The 17,372-nt window shown below is 68.4% G+C and carries 19 protein-coding genes, 1 rRNA gene and 1 other RNA gene; 4 read left to right on the top strand and 17 right to left on the bottom strand.

The window, feature by feature from the left end; genetic code table 11:
• The 14 genes from ACR2MZ_RS04555 to ACR2MZ_RS04490 form a co-directional block, all read right to left on the bottom strand.
• Window positions 1–512: ribosomal RNA gene (locus tag ACR2MZ_RS04555) — 16S ribosomal RNA — on the bottom strand; the annotation flags it as partial.
• Between the two features lie 327 nt (window positions 513–839).
• On the bottom strand, window positions 840–1,439 hold the full coding sequence (recR, locus tag ACR2MZ_RS04550) for a recombination mediator RecR (protein WP_434003884.1): 600 nt from the start codon (window positions 1,437–1,439) through the stop codon (window positions 840–842).
• A 30-nt stretch (window positions 1,440–1,469) separates the two neighbouring features.
• Entirely contained in the window at window positions 1,470–1,766 is a 297-nt protein-coding gene (locus ACR2MZ_RS04545; RefSeq protein WP_434003886.1) for a YbaB/EbfC family nucleoid-associated protein, read from the bottom strand.
• 43 nt (window positions 1,767–1,809) lie between these two features.
• Window positions 1,810–3,492 carry a DNA polymerase III subunit gamma/tau gene (gene dnaX, locus ACR2MZ_RS04540; RefSeq protein WP_434003883.1) on the bottom strand — a complete coding sequence of 561 codons (1,683 nt, stop codon included), beginning with the start codon at window positions 3,490–3,492 and terminating at the stop codon, window positions 1,810–1,812.
• 53 nt (window positions 3,493–3,545) lie between these two features.
• An RNA gene (gene ffs, locus ACR2MZ_RS04535) (signal recognition particle sRNA large type) lies at window positions 3,546–3,808 on the bottom strand.
• Between the two features lie 12 nt (window positions 3,809–3,820).
• Window positions 3,821–4,540: a CDP-alcohol phosphatidyltransferase family protein gene (locus ACR2MZ_RS04530; RefSeq protein WP_434003882.1), complete on the bottom strand. Its 720-nt coding sequence runs from the start codon at window positions 4,538–4,540 to the stop codon at window positions 3,821–3,823.
• 186 nt (window positions 4,541–4,726) lie between these two features.
• The gene (locus ACR2MZ_RS04525) at window positions 4,727–6,088 is read right to left on the bottom strand and encodes a proton-conducting transporter transmembrane domain-containing protein (protein ID WP_434003881.1); all 1,362 of its coding nucleotides are present in this window, start codon (window positions 6,086–6,088) and stop codon (window positions 4,727–4,729) included.
• A complete protein-coding gene (locus ACR2MZ_RS04520; RefSeq protein ID WP_434003880.1) occupies window positions 6,085–7,761 on the bottom strand; it encodes a complex I subunit 4 family protein in 1,677 nt (558 codons plus the stop codon). The genes ACR2MZ_RS04525 and ACR2MZ_RS04520 overlap by 4 nt, the downstream gene beginning before the upstream one ends.
• Window positions 7,758–9,707, bottom strand: coding sequence for a proton-conducting transporter transmembrane domain-containing protein (locus tag ACR2MZ_RS04515; RefSeq protein WP_434003879.1), 1,950 nt, complete (start codon window positions 9,705–9,707; stop codon window positions 7,758–7,760). Before ACR2MZ_RS04515 ends, ACR2MZ_RS04520 begins: the two co-directional genes overlap by 4 nt.
• A complete protein-coding gene (locus ACR2MZ_RS04510; protein WP_434003878.1) occupies window positions 9,704–9,991 on the bottom strand; it encodes a hypothetical protein in 288 nt (95 codons plus the stop codon). Before ACR2MZ_RS04510 ends, ACR2MZ_RS04515 begins: the two co-directional genes overlap by 4 nt.
• Window positions 9,976–10,482 carry a hypothetical protein gene (locus tag ACR2MZ_RS04505; protein ID WP_434003877.1) on the bottom strand — a complete coding sequence of 169 codons (507 nt, stop codon included), beginning with the start codon at window positions 10,480–10,482 and terminating at the stop codon, window positions 9,976–9,978. The genes ACR2MZ_RS04510 and ACR2MZ_RS04505 overlap by 16 nt, the downstream gene beginning before the upstream one ends.
• A gap of 42 nt (window positions 10,483–10,524) precedes the next feature.
• Complete coding sequence (locus ACR2MZ_RS04500) at window positions 10,525–10,728, bottom strand: hypothetical protein (protein WP_434003876.1); 204 nt, start codon at window positions 10,726–10,728, stop codon at window positions 10,525–10,527.
• 55 nt (window positions 10,729–10,783) lie between these two features.
• The gene (locus ACR2MZ_RS04495; RefSeq protein ID WP_434003885.1) at window positions 10,784–11,536 is read right to left on the bottom strand and encodes an ABC transporter permease; all 753 of its coding nucleotides are present in this window, start codon (window positions 11,534–11,536) and stop codon (window positions 10,784–10,786) included.
• A gap of 26 nt (window positions 11,537–11,562) precedes the next feature.
• Window positions 11,563–12,516 (bottom strand): ATP-binding cassette domain-containing protein, encoded by a 954-nt coding sequence (locus tag ACR2MZ_RS04490; RefSeq protein WP_434003875.1) that lies wholly within the window; start codon window positions 12,514–12,516, stop codon window positions 11,563–11,565.
• 94 nt (window positions 12,517–12,610) lie between these two features.
• Between ACR2MZ_RS04490 and ACR2MZ_RS04485 the strand changes: the two genes are divergently transcribed.
• Window positions 12,611–13,378 carry an SDR family NAD(P)-dependent oxidoreductase gene (locus ACR2MZ_RS04485; protein ID WP_434003874.1) on the top strand — a complete coding sequence of 256 codons (768 nt, stop codon included), beginning with the start codon at window positions 12,611–12,613 and terminating at the stop codon, window positions 13,376–13,378.
• A 92-nt stretch (window positions 13,379–13,470) separates the two neighbouring features.
• Here the strand turns inward: ACR2MZ_RS04485 and ACR2MZ_RS04480 are convergent, their stop codons facing one another.
• Window positions 13,471–14,370, bottom strand: a complete 900-nt coding sequence (locus ACR2MZ_RS04480) for a phosphotransferase family protein (protein ID WP_434003873.1) — start codon at window positions 14,368–14,370, stop codon at window positions 13,471–13,473.
• 100 nt (window positions 14,371–14,470) lie between these two features.
• On the opposite strand from ACR2MZ_RS04480, the gene ACR2MZ_RS04475 reads away from it, so the two are divergent.
• On the top strand, window positions 14,471–14,788 hold the full coding sequence (locus tag ACR2MZ_RS04475) for a ferritin family protein (protein WP_434003872.1): 318 nt from the start codon (window positions 14,471–14,473) through the stop codon (window positions 14,786–14,788).
• 47 nt (window positions 14,789–14,835) lie between these two features.
• Here ACR2MZ_RS04475 and ACR2MZ_RS04470 read toward each other — a convergent pair whose 3' ends face one another.
• On the bottom strand, window positions 14,836–14,967 hold the full coding sequence (locus ACR2MZ_RS04470) for a hypothetical protein (protein ID WP_434003871.1): 132 nt from the start codon (window positions 14,965–14,967) through the stop codon (window positions 14,836–14,838).
• 110 nt (window positions 14,968–15,077) lie between these two features.
• Between ACR2MZ_RS04470 and ACR2MZ_RS04465 the strand changes: the two genes are divergently transcribed.
• Both ACR2MZ_RS04465 and ACR2MZ_RS04460 read left to right on the top strand, forming a co-directional pair.
• The gene (locus tag ACR2MZ_RS04465; protein ID WP_434003870.1) at window positions 15,078–15,575 is read left to right on the top strand and encodes an Lrp/AsnC family transcriptional regulator; all 498 of its coding nucleotides are present in this window, start codon (window positions 15,078–15,080) and stop codon (window positions 15,573–15,575) included.
• Between the two features lie 10 nt (window positions 15,576–15,585).
• Complete coding sequence (locus ACR2MZ_RS04460; RefSeq protein ID WP_434003869.1) at window positions 15,586–15,993, top strand: pyridoxamine 5'-phosphate oxidase family protein; 408 nt, start codon at window positions 15,586–15,588, stop codon at window positions 15,991–15,993.
• A gap of 527 nt (window positions 15,994–16,520) precedes the next feature.
• Here the strand turns inward: ACR2MZ_RS04460 and ACR2MZ_RS04455 are convergent.
• Window positions 16,521–17,144: an NAD(P)-dependent oxidoreductase gene (locus ACR2MZ_RS04455; RefSeq protein ID WP_434003868.1), complete on the bottom strand. Its 624-nt coding sequence runs from the start codon at window positions 17,142–17,144 to the stop codon at window positions 16,521–16,523.
• Window positions 17,145–17,372: the final 228 nt, after the last annotated feature.

The raw sequence follows: 17,372 nt of genomic DNA, 5'->3' as shown, positions 1-17,372 counted from the left end.
TACCGCGGCTGCTGGCACGTAGTTAGCCGGGGCTTTCTTGGAGGGTACCGTCCGTTCTCTTCCCCTCCGACAGTGGTTTACATCCCGAAAGACTTCATCCCACACGCGGCGTCGCTCCGTCAGGCTTTCGCCCATTGCGGAAGATTCCTTACTGCTGCCTCCCGTAGGAGTCGGGGCCGTGTCTCAGTCCCCGTGTGGCTGGTCGTCCTCTCAGACCAGCTACCCGTCAATGCCTTGGTAGGCCGTTACCCCACCAACTAGCTGATAGGCCGCGGGCCCACCCCAAAGCGCATTGCTGCTTTTCTCATCGAAGATGTCTTCGATGACCACATGCGGTATTAGCACCGATTTCTCGATGTTATCCCCCACTTTGGGAAAGGTTGCCCACGTGTTACTCACCCGTTCGCCGCTAGGAACCCATCTCTCTTGCGAGAAATGAGCCCTCGCTCGACTTGCATGTATCAGGCGCGCCGCCAGCGTTAACCCTGAGCCAGGATCAAACTCTCCGTCTAAAGCAAGGACCCCAGGACATCGCAGTCCTGAGTCCGTTTGGACTCTTTAAGTCCTTCTCACTCTTCAGTTGTCAAAGTGCTGGCCGCCCCTTCCGACCCTGGCCCTTTGGATCGCGCGAAGGCCTTCAAAAGACCTCAACCAAACCCGGCGCAGGGCGCACAAAGCCTTCTCGGCGGAGGCGCAACGTCAATTGTACACCGCCGCGGCGGGCTTCAAACCCTTCCCGGGCGGCTCATCGTCTCGCGTCCGGCCGGCTCAGTGCCCGCCCAGCGCGAAAGATGATGGTAACACCTTCCAGTCACCCGTGCCGCGGCTGGTACAGCTGACTAGAAGGCGCGCCGACCGCTCAGGGCACGGGCCAGGGTCAGCTCGTCGGCGTACTCCAGGTCGCCGCCAACAGGCAACCCGTGAGCGGGTCGGGTCACCTGTACGCCGAGCGGCGACAGGGCTCGCAGCAGGTAAACGGCAGTCGCCTCGCCCTCGATGTCGGCATCCGTGGCGATGATGACCTCCCGCACGCCTCCGCTCCGCACCCGCTCGACCAGCTCCGGAACGTGGATGTCGGCGGGACCGACCCCATCGATCGGTGAGATGACACCGTGCAGCACGTGGTACAGGCCGTGGTACTCGGCTGTCCGCTCCACTGCGAGGAGGTCGAGCGGCGTTTCCACCACGCACAGCTGCGTCGGCTCCCGGCGCGGGGAGAGACAGATCGAACAGCGCCTGCCTTCGGCTATGTTCCAGCACTCTTCGCAGTAGCCGATCCGGCTCTTGACGTCCATCACCGCCTGCGCCAGGGCCTCCGCCTGCGAGCGGTCGGAACGGAGGATGAAGAAGGCCAGGCGCTGGGCGGTCTTGGGACCCACGCTGGGCAGGCGCGACAGCTCCCTGATCAGCTGCTCCAGGGGCAGTGGCAGCTGCAGCATCTTATCAGAGGGTCGCGGAGGGGCGCCGGCTCAGATCAAGCCCGGCGGCAGGCCCAGGCCGGCCGTCACCGCCTGCATGCGGGAGGCGGCCAGCTCCCGTGAGTGGTCCAGACCCTCGTTGACTGCGGCCAGGATCAGGTCCTGCAGCATCTCCAAGTCGTCCGCCACCTCGGCATCGATCTCGATCGACACCAGACGCTGCTGGCCGGAGACCACTGCTTTGACAGCGCCCCCACCTGCTGTACCTTCCACGGTGGCCGCCTCCAGCTCGCCCTGGACCTGCGCCATGCGCGCCTGCATCTTCTGGACCTGCTGCATCATCTTCATCTGGTTCTGCACTTGGACAGCTCCTTCTTGCCTGTAACTGGCTCTACAGCTCTGACTTGGAACCGGCTCTGGGACCAGGCATCTGCTTCACCCGCAGCACCTTGCCCTCCAGCTCCCGGATGGCCGCCTTGACGAGAGGATCATCCTCCGGCGACTGCGCCCCCGTCGCGGCGGCGGTCCGCACGGCGGGCGGCTTGGCGTCCTGAAGCAGAAACTCGACGGTGGCCGCTTCCCCCAACCAGGCCCTGACAGGCGGCGCTATCTCGCCGGCATTCTCCTGCGCCATTTTGTGGTGGAAGGCGTACGCGAACGTGAGGCTGAGCCGGGAACCGGAGACCGCCGGCTGCGCGTCACGGAAGTAGGCCTTCATCTTCGGCGAGAGCTGTTCCAGCACTCCGCGCCAGCCCTCGACAGCATCACTCGAGGGGCTCGCTCCGACCGGCGCTAGAGCTGACTGCGGAGCCGGGGCGGGATCGCCGGCAGGCGCTGGGGCGGGGCTCCCGGCGGGCCCCGGGGCGGCGATCTCCCTCAGCGAGGGGGCGCCGGTCTCTGTCACAGGTTCAGAGACTGCCGCCGGGGCGGGCAAGGGCGGGGGCTTCGGCGGGGCCGCGGTCTCGCTCTGGGCGACCACCTGGGTCGACTGCTCGACGCCAGCCGCAACCCCGCCGGCTGCCTGAGAGCCGCCAGGGGCCGCATTCGCCGCCAGGCGAACCAGCGCAGCCTCGACCAGGAAGCGCGGCTCGCCGTGCCTTCTCACCTCACCGTCCAGGTGAAGGAGGGAATCGAGCGCCGACGACAGCCACGCCCGGCAGCCTTCTTCCCGGCGTTCGATCGCCAGCAGGAGGAGGTCGCGACAGCGCTCCATCAGGCCCCGCACAAGCTGCCGCAGCTCGCCGCCGGCCTCGTAGACGCTGGCCAGTTCGCTCAGCGCCTCGCTCGCCCGGCCGGCCAGCACGAGGTCGAAGATGCGCTCCACCTGGCGGGGGTCGGCCAGACCCAGCAGGTCCCGGGCGGCCGACCCGGTGATCGTCTCGCCGGCGACCGGAACCAGCTGATCGAGCAGGCCGATGGCGTCGCGCATGGAGCCCTGGGCGACCTTGGCCATGAGGCTCAGCGCGGCCGGCTCGACCTGGATGCCCTCCAAGCGGGCCACGTGCTGGAGACGACCGGTGATCTGCTCGTCGTTGAATCGACGAAAGTTGAACTGCTGGCAGCGGCCGACCACTGTCGCCGGCACCTTGTTCGCCTCGGTAGTGCAGAGCACGAAGACCACGTGGGGCGGCGGCTCCTCCAGCGTCTTCAGAAGAGCGTTGAACGCCTCTGTCGTGAGCATGTGCGCCTCGTCGATGATGTAGATCTTGCGCCGGCCCAGCGCGGGGGCCAGATTGACCTTCTCCCGCAGGTCGCGGATCTCATCGATGCCCCGGTTGGAGGCGGCGTCGATCTCGATCAGATCCAGGGCTGTACCGTTCTGGATCTGCCGGCAGGACTCGCACCGGTTGCAAGGCTCCACGCTCCCGGATACCCGCTGAAGGCAGTTGACGGCCTTGGCCAGCAGCCGGGCGGCGGACGTCTTCCCGGTCCCTCGGGTGCCGGCGAAAAGATAGGCGTGGGCCACCCGATCGCCCCCGATCGCGCCTTGCAGGGCGCGTCTGGTCGCCTCCTGCCCCACCAGGTCCGCGAAGGTCTGCGAGCGGTACTTGCGGTAGAGGGTCTGGTAGGTCACGGTTCTCGGCGGCTGTTCGGGGTTGCTTTTCGTTTCACAGAGCTGGGCTATGGCCGCGCACCCCGTTTCGATCCCTGAGCTCCTGCGGCACGCGAACTAGAGACTCCAGCCAGAATGGCTGCGGCACCCTCGGGCGGCCTCCTTACCGCTGCTTCCTTCCGGACCTGACGGGGTTCGGAGACCCGAGCTGCGCAGGTCCCAGCCTTCAACGCCTTCTTTCCGCGTCCGTTCAAAAGATCCGGACCTCGACGGGGAATTCAACCCGGCTATGGCGGATTGCCGGTGCAGGGAACCGCCAGCTCCCCATCTAGCGCGACCATCTCTAACTCTACCCGTGGTCAGGCCCGGCCGACAGCGCCGATCGGTTGACCCAGGCCAGGTTCAGCAGGGCGGCCGCCGCCGAGAGTGGGATCAACACCTCGGCCGCCAGCTTGAGCCAGGCTGCGTCCCTGCCCAACGCCGCCCAGGCCGCCAATCCGATCAGCAGGAGGGCTATGGCCGCAGTTGAGACCTGGCCCGCCGGGGTGTGTTTCAGCACCGGTTGGCGGCCCAACAGGAGCAGAAGGCCGCCGCCGATCGCCGGCAGCAGGTAGCGCAGAATCACCAGGACTGCCAGCCAGAGCGGGTAGAGGCCCGAAAGCGCCAGTCCGACAGCGGCGCTGCCGAAGAGCAGCCCATCCACCACGGGGTCGAGCGCCCCGCCCAGGCGCGTGGGCTGCTCCCAGCGCCGGGCGGCGAAACCATCCGCCAGGTCGGTGGCGCCAGCCAGGAGCACCACCAGCGCCAGCGGCAGCAGCGCGCGGGTTGCTCCCAGTCCCAGCGCCGGCCCCGCCAGATAGGCGCGCCCGAGCGAGATCTGATTGGCGAGCCCCGGCAGGTAGAGCCCGGCCGCGGCCACCGCGAGCGCCGCCAATGCCAGCCAGGGCAGGGCCGGCGGCCTTGCCGCGAGCAGCCACAACGCAGTGGCGCTCAGGTAGGCAAGCGAGGCGCCGACGCTCAGCGGGCGGGGCCGGAGTAGCGGCCGCCGGCTAGCGCGTACAGCTCTCAAGACGAGGGGACGATAGCTCTCTCCCAGGGTGCACCTTGCGAGCACCATAGACGAAACGTTCGTAGGCAGCCTCCCGGCTCGTGGCTCCAGCCGCCGGCGCGATGTGGCGGCTTCCGAGAGCACCCGCTGCCATCGCTTTTCAGCCGCCCCTACCTACCACGTCGGCACGTCGTGACCATGTCGAGACTAGCGGAGGCCGAGAGCCGCGGCGCCCTGGCTGGCCAGGCTGTGGATGGGGAACGCGAACAGACCGTAGCCCAGCACCAGAACCGCCGGCAAGAGCGCGCTCACAGTCCAGACGGGCGCCGGCCGGGGACCGCGGCGCGGCGGTTCTGGGGCCGCCTCCAGGTAGCTGCGAGCCAGCGTCCGGATCACTCCGTAGAGACCTGCCATCCAGCCCAGGAGGCCGGCCGCCAAGACCCAGCCGAGATCTGACCGGATCAGTTCGGCAGCCACCGCAAACTCGCCGAAGAACCCGCCCAGCGGCGGCGCTCCGGCGAGCGAGAGCAGCGCCAGCCCCAGCCCGGCTGCGCGCAGGGGGTCTCGTGTGGTGAGCCCGGCCAGGGCCGACGGCTCGAGTCGGGCGAGCAGCGCTGCGCCCACCCAGGCGAAGAGCAGGCAACCCAGCAAGAAAAGAGCGGCGGCCGTGCCTCGCTGCTGGGGGATCGCCAAGGCGGCGCCGACCCAGCCCACCTGGGCCACCGCCAGCCAGACCGCCTGGCGCTCAGGGCGAAGCAGCGCCGCCGCCCGCAGTCCGCCCAGCAGCATGGCAGCCGCCGAAAGCACCGCCAACCACGGCGCCCAGACGATCGTGGCGGCGGCCAAGCTCGGCAGCAGCTTGGCCGCCACGAGTAAGGCGACGGCGCTGAGCAGAGCAGCCGGCACCGCCTGGCCGCGGCTGTCCGCCGTCCGGCCGCCATTCCCAGCCAGCGGCGCCAGCGCCAGGCGCAGCGCCAGCCCCGAGAGGACGAGCAGCACGATCAGGGCCAGCGGCAGGGCCAGCTGCCGGTGCGCGAGCCCGAGACGGAGCCCGGCGAGCGAGGTGGTACCGGTCAGCGCATAGAGAAAGGCAAAGCCGAGCGCGAGCAAGCCGCCAGCGCCGGCGGATACGAACAGCAGCTCAGAGGCAGCGGTGCGCGAGCTGAAGCCGCCGGCAGCCACTCCCGCCAGCGCGGCCAGCTCGAGGCCTGCCCAGAGACCGACGAGCGACGGCGCGGACACTGCCACCATGCCGCCGAAGACTGCCAGGAAGGCTAAAGCCTCGAGGTCCGGCCACGCTTCCGGTTCACGATCAACCACCACGAACACCAGAAGGCCCAGGAGCAGCGCGGCCTTGGCGAAGAGGCTGAACCTGTCCTGCAGCCAGCCGCCCGAAAAGAGTGAGCCAACCTGAGCGCCGAGCCAGAGCTCCAGCAGCAGCGCCGCCACGACCGCCAGCGGAGCCAGCCAGCCGAGCTCACGACGCTCGGGAAGGAGCCGCCGGCCGAGAGGCAGGCCGGCGGCGGTGGCCAGGATGACTGCCTCGGGAAGAAGTGCTGTGACTCTCATGGCGTGCTGCTCGGACTGGGCGAGGTCGGCTGGCCCGCGGCCGGGGACGGGCTGGCCGAGGGACTCGGCGAAGGGGTCGGCGGCGGCGCCGGTGCGTAGGTGGACGCCAGATCAGCGACTCCCGGGCTGATGACGTTGATCAGCCCCGGGTCGAAGAGGGGAATTCCGAGCAGCTTTGGACCGCCAGGTACCAGGCCCACCCAGAGCAGGGCGCCCACCAGGATGCCCAGGTACCACTTCTCGGGCAGGCTGGCCTCCTCCGGCTCGGGCCCCTCCCGGTTGGCGGCACCAAACAGCGTCCGCTGCAGCAGCCAGGCCACCGCCCCGGCCACCAGCACCAGCGCAGCCGCTACCCCGAAGGCGGGCGCCGGCACCGTGCCGAAGGAGCCCAGGAAGATCATCAGATCGGCGGCGAACGTCGCCATGAACGGCAGGCCAAGAACTGACAGCGCGCCGATCGCGAAGAGCCAGGCCAGCACTGGCATGCGGCCGGCCAGCCCGGCGGCGAACTCAACTCGGCCAGTGCCCGCTCGCTCGGTCAGCGTGGCGGCGGCGCCCACTATCAGCGCCCCCGCCAGGCCCCCGGCGAAGAGCGACAGCACAGCCCCGTGGAGCGACAGTGGTGTGAGCCCAGCCAGACCCAAGAGCGTCAGGCCACCGGGAACAAGGGCCAGATACGCTGCCACCCCCCGCACCTGCCGGCTGCGCAGGGCGGCCAGGCCGGCGTAGCCGACGGTCAGCGCGGCCAGGATGCCGAGATAGGGAGCCAGCCGCTTGGCGCCATCGTGCTCGGCGCCGGCCAGGAGCCTGACCAGCTCGTAGCCGCCCAGGCGGCTTGACGCCCCGGCGACCAGGATCGCCACTCCCGCCGGAGCATCGCGGTACACGTCTTTCACCCAGCCGTGCAGCGGCACCAGCGGCAAGCGGCTGGCGGCGGCCAGCAGGAACAGCACGCCGGCGAGGAATTGGAGCCGCGTCTGGCCCTGGATCCCCGCCAGGCTGCTGAGGTCGAAGTTGGTGGCGCCGGTCCCCCGGTAGAGCAGGAGCCCTCCCACCAGCAGCGCAGCGGAGCCGAAGGCCCAGTAGCCTAGCACCCTGGCTGAGGCGCCCGGACGCCGCACCCAGCCCCCTGCCAGGAGCGCGACAGGTACAGCAGCCAGCGCCCAGAACAGGAAGAACAGGAAAAAATCCTGTGCCGCAACCACGCCTGTCACGGCGGCCTGGATGAGCAGCAGCAGCGCAAAGTAGGAGCGGGGCCGCTCCCGCAGCTCCCAGCCGGCCAGCACCGCCACCACGCCGATCAGCTGGTTCAACAGCAGCACAGCCATGCTGATGCCGTCGACGCCGAGGTGGTAGCTGACGCCAATCGAGGGCAGCCAGGGCAACCGCTCCTCGAACTGGAGACCACCCGAGAAGGACTGGAATTGTGAGTAGCCGATGAGGGTGATGGCGCAGGTGCCGGCCATGGTCCAGAAGGCGACGCCCAGCGGCCAGCGCTCGAGTCGGGTGCGCCCGCCGCGGGGGATCAGCGCGATGATCCCTGCCATCACTACGGGCCCCCAGATCAGCACGCTGAGCAGGAAGCTGACACTGATGACGCCTGCCCCGAAAGTGGTCGGCTGCGCACTTGGACTCGGGCTGGGCAGAGCCACGCCAGCCAGCCAGAGGCTCACCGCCGCACTCCCGGCGTCAGCAGCGCGAAGCCCAGCGCCAGCACTGCCAGCAGCGCCAGCCCCACTCTCAGCAGGGAAAGCCGGCGCCCCGCCAGCAGGCCGGCGGTGACCAGTGCCCGGCCCAGCGCTGCTTCGGCGACGGGGAGGCCGCGCACCTCGAGCAGGCGGGTCAGCTCCAACGCCGGCCGGCTGAAGAAGCGGCCGAAGCTCAGTCTTGCGATCGCCCACAGTCGGCGATAGGCGGCGCCGGCATGCCTGAGCTGATTCATGGCCAGCGCCCGCCGGACGAAGACCAGAGCCGCGGCAACCGCAAAGCCGACCAGCCCCGGCAGCAGCCAGATCAGCAGTCGGGCTGGGTCAGGCTGCGCAGTGCCAGCGCCGAGGAAGCCGAGCCAAGGTTTCCAGAGGAACAGCCCTTGCGCCACCAACGCGAGCCCAGCCGGCAGCAGCCCGGCCGCGACGGCCAGCTGCCGCATCTCCCGCACCCTGTTCGGCTCGAAGCCGCGCCGGCGGGGGATGACGCCATGCGCCACCATGCTGTAGACGCGGCCCATCGCCAGCCCAGCCAGCAGCAGGGCAAGTCCGAAGACGACGCGGGCGGCGAGGGCTGTGCCGGGCTGGAGCGCGGGAGCGGCGAACGCGGCCAGGCTGAGCGTCAGCAGCGCCAGGAGCACGCCGGCGGTGGATCCCGGCAGCCGCTGCCAGCCGGCGCCCAGGTGCTGCAGCTCAGGAGACCTGTAGCGAAGTGCCAGACCACCGCCGACCAAGCCGAGCCCGGCGCGTGCCAACCCTGCCCCGAAAAGCGAGACGAGGCCCACCAACGCAACCCAGCGCGGAGCGCCCGCCGCCAGCCAGCCGAGCCCGTGCTGGGCTGGCATCGAGGAGAGCATGGCCAGAAGCGCCGCCGCCACCGCGCCAGAGGACGCGAGCTGCACAGCCCGGCGGAGGTCGAAGGCCAGCAGCGAGAGAACCGGGCCCAGGATGGCGGCCAGCGCCAGGGCCGCTGCCAAGCCGACCAACACCTGCGGCCCAGCCAGCGTGATGACCGGCAGCCAGCGGTAGAGCGCTACGCCGGCCAGGACCGGCCAGACGCCCAGCACCAACGCCCAGAGCGACGGCGGCTGCTCAGTGGTAGCGGTTTGCCAAGCGGTGAAGGGCCAGATGGCGGCCCGGACGGCGACGGCCAGCACTATCAGGACGGCCAGCAGGGAGAGGAACTTGAGCCCCACCCCCGGCGTGTTACGCACTGACGTCTGCAGCCGATCGAGGTCCAGGCTGGCGGCGCGAGAGTAGAAGAGCGAGATTGCGCTGAGCAGGGCCATGTCGCCCAGCAAGGGCAGCGCCAGCCCGAAGCGGGAGGCGCGTCCGAAAACATCGCTGCCCCAGCGCTGGGAGAGCAGCAGGTAGGTCGCCAGGCCGGCGGCAAGCCAGAATGCAGCCAGTTCGGCCAGATCTCCGCTGACGATCACACCCAGTGCGCTGACCAGCAGGAAGAGCGCGTTGACCTGGTATCGGATGGGCCCCTGTTCACCCCGGCCGGCGGCGCGGTGCCAGCTCAGAACTGCCAGAACGATGAGGCTTACGACGATGGCGGCGATCAGAGTGACGTGGTCGATGCGAATGGCGAGGTCCACGCCAAAACCCTGGAAGCGCGGGTCGCCCGAGAAGCTGACAGGCGTGTTGATCCACTGATACGCGTAGCGCAGCGCTTGCTGGTTGCGGAAGCGGGCCCACGTGATCAGGCCCAGATCGGCCAGGGTCAGCACGACGGTGAGCAGCCCCAGGAAGGCTGCCGAGCGACGGGCCCGGACGCCCAGGATCAGGATCAGCAGTCCCAGCAGGGGAATGACCAGTACCGCCGGCGCGGCGTAAGGCAGAGCCTTCGTGGGGTCGAGGTTGAAGCCTCGGGCGGGGGCTGCCGCCAGGAACGCGCTCAGGTGGCTCACGCCTGCTCGTGGCCGCGGCTGAATGCGAGACCGAGCAGAAGCGCAGCCAGGCTGGCGACCACCAGCAGCGCTGCCATCTCCTGCCCGCTGCTCGGATCCTGACTGCCGGCGGCGAACCGAGAGACGCCTGCGAACGCGATCGCAGCGCCGGCTCCGAGGGCTGGCAGCGATGCCAGCCGGGCTCGGGGGGCGTCGCTCCAACAGGCCGCAAAGATGCCTGCGGCCACGACTGCAGTGCCGGCGACCAGCGCCACGACGAGCGGCTGGTTCACCGCCGCCCCCACCCGGTCCAGGTCTGGGCCACAAGGCCTACGAAGAGCAGTCCGGCGACCGCGTCAGCAGCCAGGGCGTCGTGGCCGAGGAGCAGGCGGCCCATGGCGGCCGTCCCCAGCCAACCTCCCCTGTAGCTGGAGTGGAGGAAGTCGACGCGCAGGGCGGCGAAGCCAAAGAGCAGGAGTATCAGCGCCGCGCCGACCGCCCCGAGCTGGGCCGCCAGACGCCTGGACGGCACCGCCGCCACCGCCGCCGGACGTGCCGGCAACCCGCGAGGGCTGACCGGAGACTCCGCCAGCAGCGGTGCAGCAGCCCCGAGCGCTATGAGTGCTATGAGGGCGGCGAACCCGGCGCCGAGGGACGCGAGCGCCCCCGCGGTCGCGGCCGCCAGCAGGAGCAGCGCCGCTGCCCGCCAGGTGTCTGGCGCCAGGGCGGCGGCCAGCGCACCGACGATCGCCAGGCCTGCGCACGTGGCAAGGATGAGAGTGAGAGATGTGTCCACAGGTGGCTTCAGTCGACCGGTCGGCGCGGCTCGCCGGAGGCCTCAGGCCGGGCGGCCAGCATACAGCCCTGCTCCGACCAGGCCCAGAGCTGCCAGAGCCGCCGCGACCGAGCCGCCGTGCCAGCGGCCGCCGCTGGTCAGGCTGAAGGCGTAGGCGCCGACCAGCAGCAGGACAGGCAGCAGGACCGCTGTCAAGATCAGCCAGGGCTCCGGCAGCGCGGCCAGACGCCGGTTGAGTTCGTTCATCGCCCGCAATTGTTCCAGACCCGGGCGACCAGGCGTGTCCAACGGCAGTGCGCAGCTACCGGTTCCGCTCCTGCCGCGTGAAGAGGAAGGTCCCAATGCCGAGGCCGGCCAGGAAAAGAGCTGATATCGTGAGCAGATCGATCAGCGCCCCATCGAGCACCACCCGTCCGTACTCAGGGCGCCCGGTGTAGAAGGCAACGCGCGTCAGGTCGACGGCGTAGCGCAGGGGCGACAGATGAGAGACGATGTCGAGGTAGATCGGCAAGACGTTGATGGGGGCGAAGATGCCTGCCAGAAAGTACTGCGGCAGGATGAAGAAGGGGAAGATCTGCTGGGCGGTGCGCTGGTTGGGCAGGGCGCCCAGCGTCGCCACGCCGAACGCACCCCCCAGCAGGCAGCACGCCAACCCGACCGGGACAAGCAGGGCGATGGCAGCTGGGCCCAGCCGCACGCCGATGACAAGCGAGAAGGCCACTATGCCCGCGCCCTGGATCAGGGCGACGAGTGTCTCACCGAGCACCTTGCCGGCGATGATCGTGGTCCGCCGGATGGGCGCCACGAACATCTCCTTCGAGAAGTCGTTCTCCCTGTCCTCGATCAGCGAGATGATGCCTGTCGCGGCGGACTGGAAGAGGGTCATGGCAAGCACGCCTGTGAACGTGAAGCCGACCAGGTTGTAGGCGGTCGTCCGGCCCAGATTTGCCTGCAGGGTGCTGCCGAGCACTGCAATAAAGATGAAGGGGAAGACCAGACTGACTATGACCCGGGGTCGGTCCCGAAGGAACTTGATCAGATCACGCTGGGCGATCGCCAGCAGCGCCGTCAGCTCGGAGCTCAGATCGCCTCCTCCTCTCGGCCGACCAGGGCCAGGTACGCCTCCTCCACCGAGCCACCCTGGGTGCGGAGCTGGGTGAGCTGGGTCCTGAGGCCCCCGATGATGCGCTGGGCGGCCCCCGCGTCGAGCTCAATGCGAAAAGGCCCGGCGCCCTCGACCCGCAGCTGCAGGCCGCGCAGCTCGGCGCCGAGGCTTGCCCGGTCGACTGCATCAAGGATCAAGGAAGGCCGCACCAGCCGTTTAGTCACCTCCTCCGGCGTCCCCAGAGCCACTATGCGGCCCCGATCGAGGATGCAAATCCGATCGGACCCCTCAGTCTCCTCCAGGTAGTGAGTGGTCAGCAGAACAGTGGTCCCCGTGTCGCGCTGGACCTGGTGCAGGTAGGCCCAGAGGTTGCGTCGGCTCTCGGGGGCCAGTCCAGTCGTCGGCTCGTCCAGAAAGAGCACGCGCGGCCGGTGGATCAAAGTCCTGACGATCTCCAGCTTGCGCCGCATCCCGCCTGAGAACGACTTGACGGGACGGCCCAGGTCTGCGCCCAGACCCACCACGTCGGAGAGCTCGAGCACGCGTTGCCTGTATTCCGCCGGCATCAGCCTGAACAGCGGCCGCCAGGGGTAGATGCCGTAGAGCATGGCATGGAGCCGGACGTTCTCTTCGGCGCTGAGATTCAGGTCCAGGGAGGGATGCTGGAAGATGATCCCCATCTGCCGCCGCACTGCCGCCGCCTCCTGGGCCAGATCCAGGCCGCAGATCATGACGCTGCCTGAGGTCGCAGAGAGCGTCGTCGTCAAGATCGAGATGGTGGTGGTCTTGCCGGCGCCGTTGGGTCCCAGTAGGCAGAACAGCTCGCCCTGGTTGACCTGGAAGGAGATGCCGTCGACGGCGTTGCTCTGAGCTTTGCGGTAGCGCTTCACCAGGTCTTTGACCTCGATCACCGCGGGTCCGTCCTGCACCGGGCCAAAGGATAGCGCCGCCGACCGCCGCCTCCGCACCGTTAGAGTGCCCTTGGATAAACAGTCAGGCTTTCGCTGGATGGAGGGAAACCGAATGGATCTGCAGGGCAAAGTTGCCATCGTCACCGGGGCCGGGAGTGGCATCGGCTACGCCATCGCGCAGCGCTTCGCAGCCGCTGGGGCCGCGGTGGCGATCAACTACTTCGGCTACGAGAACGAGGCGCGCGCTCTGGCCGAGCAGATGAAGTCGCAGTGCGGCCGGGCCCTCGCCGTCAAGGCCGATGTCGCCAAAGCGGGTGAGGTCGCCGCCATGGTGGAGCAGACAACCCGGGAACTCGGCGGCTGTCACGTGCTGGTCAACAACGCAGGTGTCGAGAAGGCGATGCCGCTACTGGATGTCACCGAGGAGGAATGGGATAACGAGGTCTCGATCAACCTGAAGGGAGCTTTTCTCTGCCTCCAGGCGGCCGGGCGCGCGATGCGTGATTCCGGCCAGGGCGGATCAATAGTGAACATCTCCTCCATCCATGAGGACTTCCCATTCCCCCTCCATGGCCCCTACTGCGCCTCCAAGGGTGGCCTGCGCATGCTGATGAGAAACGCCGCTTTGGAGCTGGCCCCTTACAAAATCCGCGTCAACAATGTCGCTCCGGGCGCGGTCGCCACTCCCATCAACACCGGGACCCTGAATGACCCGGCCAAAATGCAGCGGCTGAGCGAGATCATCCCTGTCGGCCGGATGGCCAAACCTGAAGAAGTGGCGGAGGTCGCGCTCTTCCTCGCCTCCGACTCCGCCTCCTACGTCACCGGGTCGACGTACTACGTGGATGGCGGCATGGTCCGCTACGCCGAACCGCTTTAGGACGCTGACTTTGTGCCTTCACCTGCCGGGCGAGCAATGGGCGCCTGGGCCTGAGCCGCACGGATGTTTTTGAGCGGAGGTGTGGTTCGGACTCAGGCCGGGAACAGCCAGCCCAGGGCGGTGAGGCTGTTCTCGATGTATTTCTCCTCGCCCTTCTCGATGCCATAGGCCAGGTCTTCGAGTACGCTGCACCTGGCGTAGAAGGCGGCGCGCTCAGCCAGAGCCGGCAGAGGGTTGACATCGCTTCGATAGGTGCGAAGGGCGGCGTCCAGGCCGGTCGGACCGAGGTCGCGGTAAAGGAGGCCGAAGTCGTAGGCGGGATCGATGATCGCGGCGTCACCCCAGTCGATGATGCCGGTGACCCTCCCTGAGACTGGGTCGACGAGAACGTGTTCGATTCCGAGGTCGTTGTGGGAGAAGGCGGGCGCGTAACTGTCAGCTCGCGGCCGGGTGTCCAGGAACGCCTCGACCGACGGCCTGTGCAGAGCAGGTACTTCGCCGGCAACCAGCGCATAGCTCTCCACTGCCTCACTCAGCCATTGGGCCGGGGGGTCGTCATCGGTGCCGGCAAGGTCGGTCAGTCGATCCACCGGGATGGCATGAAGGGCGGTGAGCAGCTCGCCAAGCGCGGCGGCGCTTACCTTGGAATGCACCAAGCGCCGCGACAGGGGAAGATCCAGCAGCGGCACCCCTAGGAGCTTGAGGTAGCCAAGACAACCCCGCTCGGCGGCAGTGAACAGTGGCTTCGGCACGGGCAGCGGTGAGATCTCCGCGGCGAGGGCAAGAAGGCGAGCCTCGCGCTCCACGCGCTGCGCGCGCCGTGCCGGATCAGGCTCCCTGCTGAAGCGCAGGACCAGCTCGCCGTTGACCTCGTACGCCGTGTTGTCCTGGCCCTGACCAAGCGCGGCAGCCGAATGGACCGGGTATCCGTGCAGGTTTGCCTCGACCAGGCTGCGGATCTCCGCTACGCGCTCGCGGCTCAGGTCCGGCACATTCAGATCGTATGGGCACAGTGGCGAGACGGGTGAGGGGGTGGCCGGCGCGTCTGGTCTGCTCCATGCCGTTCTGGGGCCGCATCCCTAAGCTTTAGCAATGGGTTTTGACCAGTACCACGAACCGGCGGGGGAACTATCCCAGGCAACACGCACCTTCGCGCGCATGATCGCCTCTCTGGGCGAGGAAATCGACGCGATCAACTGGTACGAACAGCGCATCTCAGTCGAGAAGAATCGGGAGGCCCGGGCCATCATGCAGAACGCCCAACTGGAGGAGTTCAAGCATTTCGGCATGGATCTGGAATTCCTGCTTCGGCGCAAGCCGCAGTGGCGCGAGGTGGTCCAGGGCATTCTCTTCCAGCCCGGCAACATCGTCGAACACGGCGACGAAGCGGAGGAGGAAGCCGAGCAGTAGGGTGGCCGACAACCAGCCGCCCGAGTGTTCTCAGCTCGCCAGCGGCTCTACTGGGTGATGAACCAGCGGCGGCGGTGCTGAGAGCCGGTGCCCAACTCGTCTCGGGAATCCACGCCCCAGCCCACTGCCGCGGCTCCGACTAGAGCCGCACCGATGAGGATGACTAAAACCGCAATCATATCAATACCTCCAACATCAATTCTACAAAGCGGTGGCGTTGCTAGGCCTTTGTTCGTGACCTGTCGAGGTCGGATTAGCTGTCGATAGAGCGTAAGGTAGGGGAATGAGCTTGGATTCGACGGTACCGCTTGACGAGATCGATTGGCGCCTGGTGGAGGCGCTGCAGGAGAACGCCCGTCTGACGTTTGCCGAGTTGGGCAGACAGTTGGAGTTGAGCCCGCCGGCAGTCGCCGAACGCGTGCGACGGTTGGAGGTGCTCGGGGTCATCGCTGGCTATAGGGCTGAGATTGATCCCGCCCGGCTCGGCCTGCCTCTCGAAGCCGTCGTCCGGATCCAGGCCTCGAGCGCAAACGAGTGCCAGACGATCGGCGACCGGATCAGCAGGGAGCCGGAGGTACAGCGCTGCTGGCGCATAACCGGCAGCGACAGCCACGTGCTGCACCTCGCCGTCCGGTCGGTCGAGCATCTGGACGACGCGCTGAGCCGCGTGATGCCACGCAGCGGAGGCACCGTCACCGGCGTCGTGCTGAACACTCCAGTGCCGCGGCGCACGATCACCCAGAAGCTGGCGCAGGGCACACAGCAGCTGGTTCGCGCTAGACACTAGACTGCCCGGGATGGGGCGGGGGCTCAGAGAGAGCGAGCGCGATGAGCTGTTGCAGGAATCGCTGACCGCGGTCTTGGCGACCGAGCGGAAGGCGGGCGGAGTCCATGCCGCGCCGGTCTGGTACCTCTACCGGGGCGGCGAGCTGCGGATCATCACGGGCCGGGACTCGGGCAAGCTGAAGAACGCGCTCCGCACCGGTCGGGCAACGCTCTGTGTGCAGCTGTCACGAGGCAGCGACCTGCGTTATGTGACCGCCGAGGGCTCTGTACGGGTCGAGCCGTGCAGCAGCGAGGAACGGCGCGAGCTCTGGGCGCACTACACGGACGAGGCGAAGGCTGCTGCGATGGCCGCTGGCGACCTCTCGGGGCTCTGCGTGCTCGTCCTCGCTCCCCAGCGCTGGACCGCGATCTCCGAGTAGCGGTCGGCGGCCGCGCCGGGTCTGAGGAGGCCACGATGGCGGGAGCGTCATCCTGGCGCAGCAGCGCCCATGCCCGCCTGGAGCCGTAGCGCGGCCAGTCCCTCGCTATCACCCGCAGCCGCCAATGCAGTTGATGCTCGGGCGCCAGGACCGGCCGCGGTGCCCGTCGCTGGGTCGTCCGGTGCTGCCCCAGCGCCCGACACGCCCTGCGTTCCGAGACCCCAATCGCCCTTCCAGGTGGCGAAACGCGTCTCGGCGGCGGGCCGGGCTCAGAAGTTCCCCGAGCGACTTCCTTCAGCATCTCGATGTCGAGCGCCTGGTCAGTTACCAGCCGCTTTCAACCGAGCGTTCTCGTCGCGCAGCCGGCGCAGCTTCTTGGTCTGGTCCGCTTTCATCCCGCCGTACCGGTTGCGCCAGCGGCTGAAGCACCTCCCAGCGGGAGCCGGCCGGGCGAATTGCAGGCCAGCAAGCCCGGCGCACCGGCGAACCACCGCGGCTGGCGTGGCCATGCGCGACCCGACTGAGCATCAGGAGCCCACCGCCAGCGCTTCGCGGACGTACCTGCCTTCGGCAGCGCAATCCACGAGGAACCGTGCGAGGTCTGCCCGGACGACGTGGCCCAGGCGTCCTCGCTCGCCCTCGCGGATCACGCGGATGCTGCCTTGTGGCTTCCGTGTGACGAACCGTGGAGGGCGCACCAGCACCCATTCGAGGTCGCTGGCACGCACCGCCTGCTCCTGTGCCTCCTTGTCGGGCAGCATTGGTGCCAGCGCCCGCAAGATCACCCAGCGGTAGAACAAAGAGGCGTTCGCCCGGCTGGAGCCGGCGCCCAACAGTGTGACGCAGGCCAGCCGCGGGACGCCCTCCCGGCTCATTACGGCGACGAGGTTCCGGGTCCCCTGTCCCAGCAGCGTGCTCGAGCTGCCGGGGCTGGGGGTGCCGAGGGCGCAGATCACCGCATCGCGCCCGCCAACTGCCGCTGCGAGCGAGGACAGGTCGAGGACGTCGCCCCAGACGACCTGAACCGCTTCTGAGAACGCGACACGCGGAGAGTCCCGGATGAGGGCGTCCGTCTCGTGGCCGCGAGCGACCGCTTCGGCGACGATGTCCTGACCGAGCCCGCCCCTGGCGCCGACGACGAGGATCCTCATTTGCCCGCTCCTATCGTTCAATGGCGATGCTGGCGAGGCGCTGTCATCTTGGATCTCGACCGCCCAGGGACCCAGGGTCGGCCCCTCTCCGCGTCGTGCCGGTGCCTACCCCAACGCGAACCCGACGCTCGTGAACACGAACCCGATCAGCAGCAGCCACGACCGCAGGCCCTGGAACACCTCCCAACGGTTGCGAGTCTGCTTTCCAGTCTGCCAGTGGGTTGCTGG

The organism is Candidatus Dormiibacter sp. (assembly GCF_050999135.1).
GTDB classification, from domain to species: Bacteria; Chloroflexota; Dormibacteria; order Dormibacterales; family Dormibacteraceae; genus Dormiibacter; species Dormiibacter spiritus.
Note: the sequence above shows the minus strand (reverse complement) of the source record. Positions and strands in the feature narration are given on the sequence as shown.

Bases quoted from the DNA above. Each gene is read 5' to 3' on its own strand.
- ACR2MZ_RS04545 (WP_434003886.1), bottom strand. From the start codon at position 1,766: ATGAAGATGATGCAGCAGGTCCAGAAGATGCAGGCGCGCATGGCGCAG.
- ACR2MZ_RS04455 (WP_434003868.1), bottom strand. From the start codon at position 17,144: ATGAGGATCCTCGTCGTCGGCGCCAGGGGCGGGCTCGGTCAGGACATC.
- ACR2MZ_RS04485 (WP_434003874.1), top strand. From the start codon at position 12,611: ATGGATCTGCAGGGCAAAGTTGCCATCGTCACCGGGGCCGGGAGTGGC.
- recR (WP_434003884.1), bottom strand. From the start codon at position 1,439: ATGCTGCAGCTGCCACTGCCCCTGGAGCAGCTGATCAGGGAGCTGTCG.
- ACR2MZ_RS04475 (WP_434003872.1), top strand. From the start codon at position 14,471: ATGGGTTTTGACCAGTACCACGAACCGGCGGGGGAACTATCCCAGGCA.
- ACR2MZ_RS04470 (WP_434003871.1), bottom strand. From the start codon at position 14,967: ATGATTGCGGTTTTAGTCATCCTCATCGGTGCGGCTCTAGTCGGAGCC.
- ACR2MZ_RS04500 (WP_434003876.1), bottom strand. From the start codon at position 10,728: ATGAACGAACTCAACCGGCGTCTGGCCGCGCTGCCGGAGCCCTGGCTG.
- ACR2MZ_RS04525 (WP_434003881.1), bottom strand. From the start codon at position 6,088: ATGAGAGTCACAGCACTTCTTCCCGAGGCAGTCATCCTGGCCACCGCC.
- ACR2MZ_RS04460 (WP_434003869.1), top strand. From the start codon at position 15,586: ATGGGGCGGGGGCTCAGAGAGAGCGAGCGCGATGAGCTGTTGCAGGAA.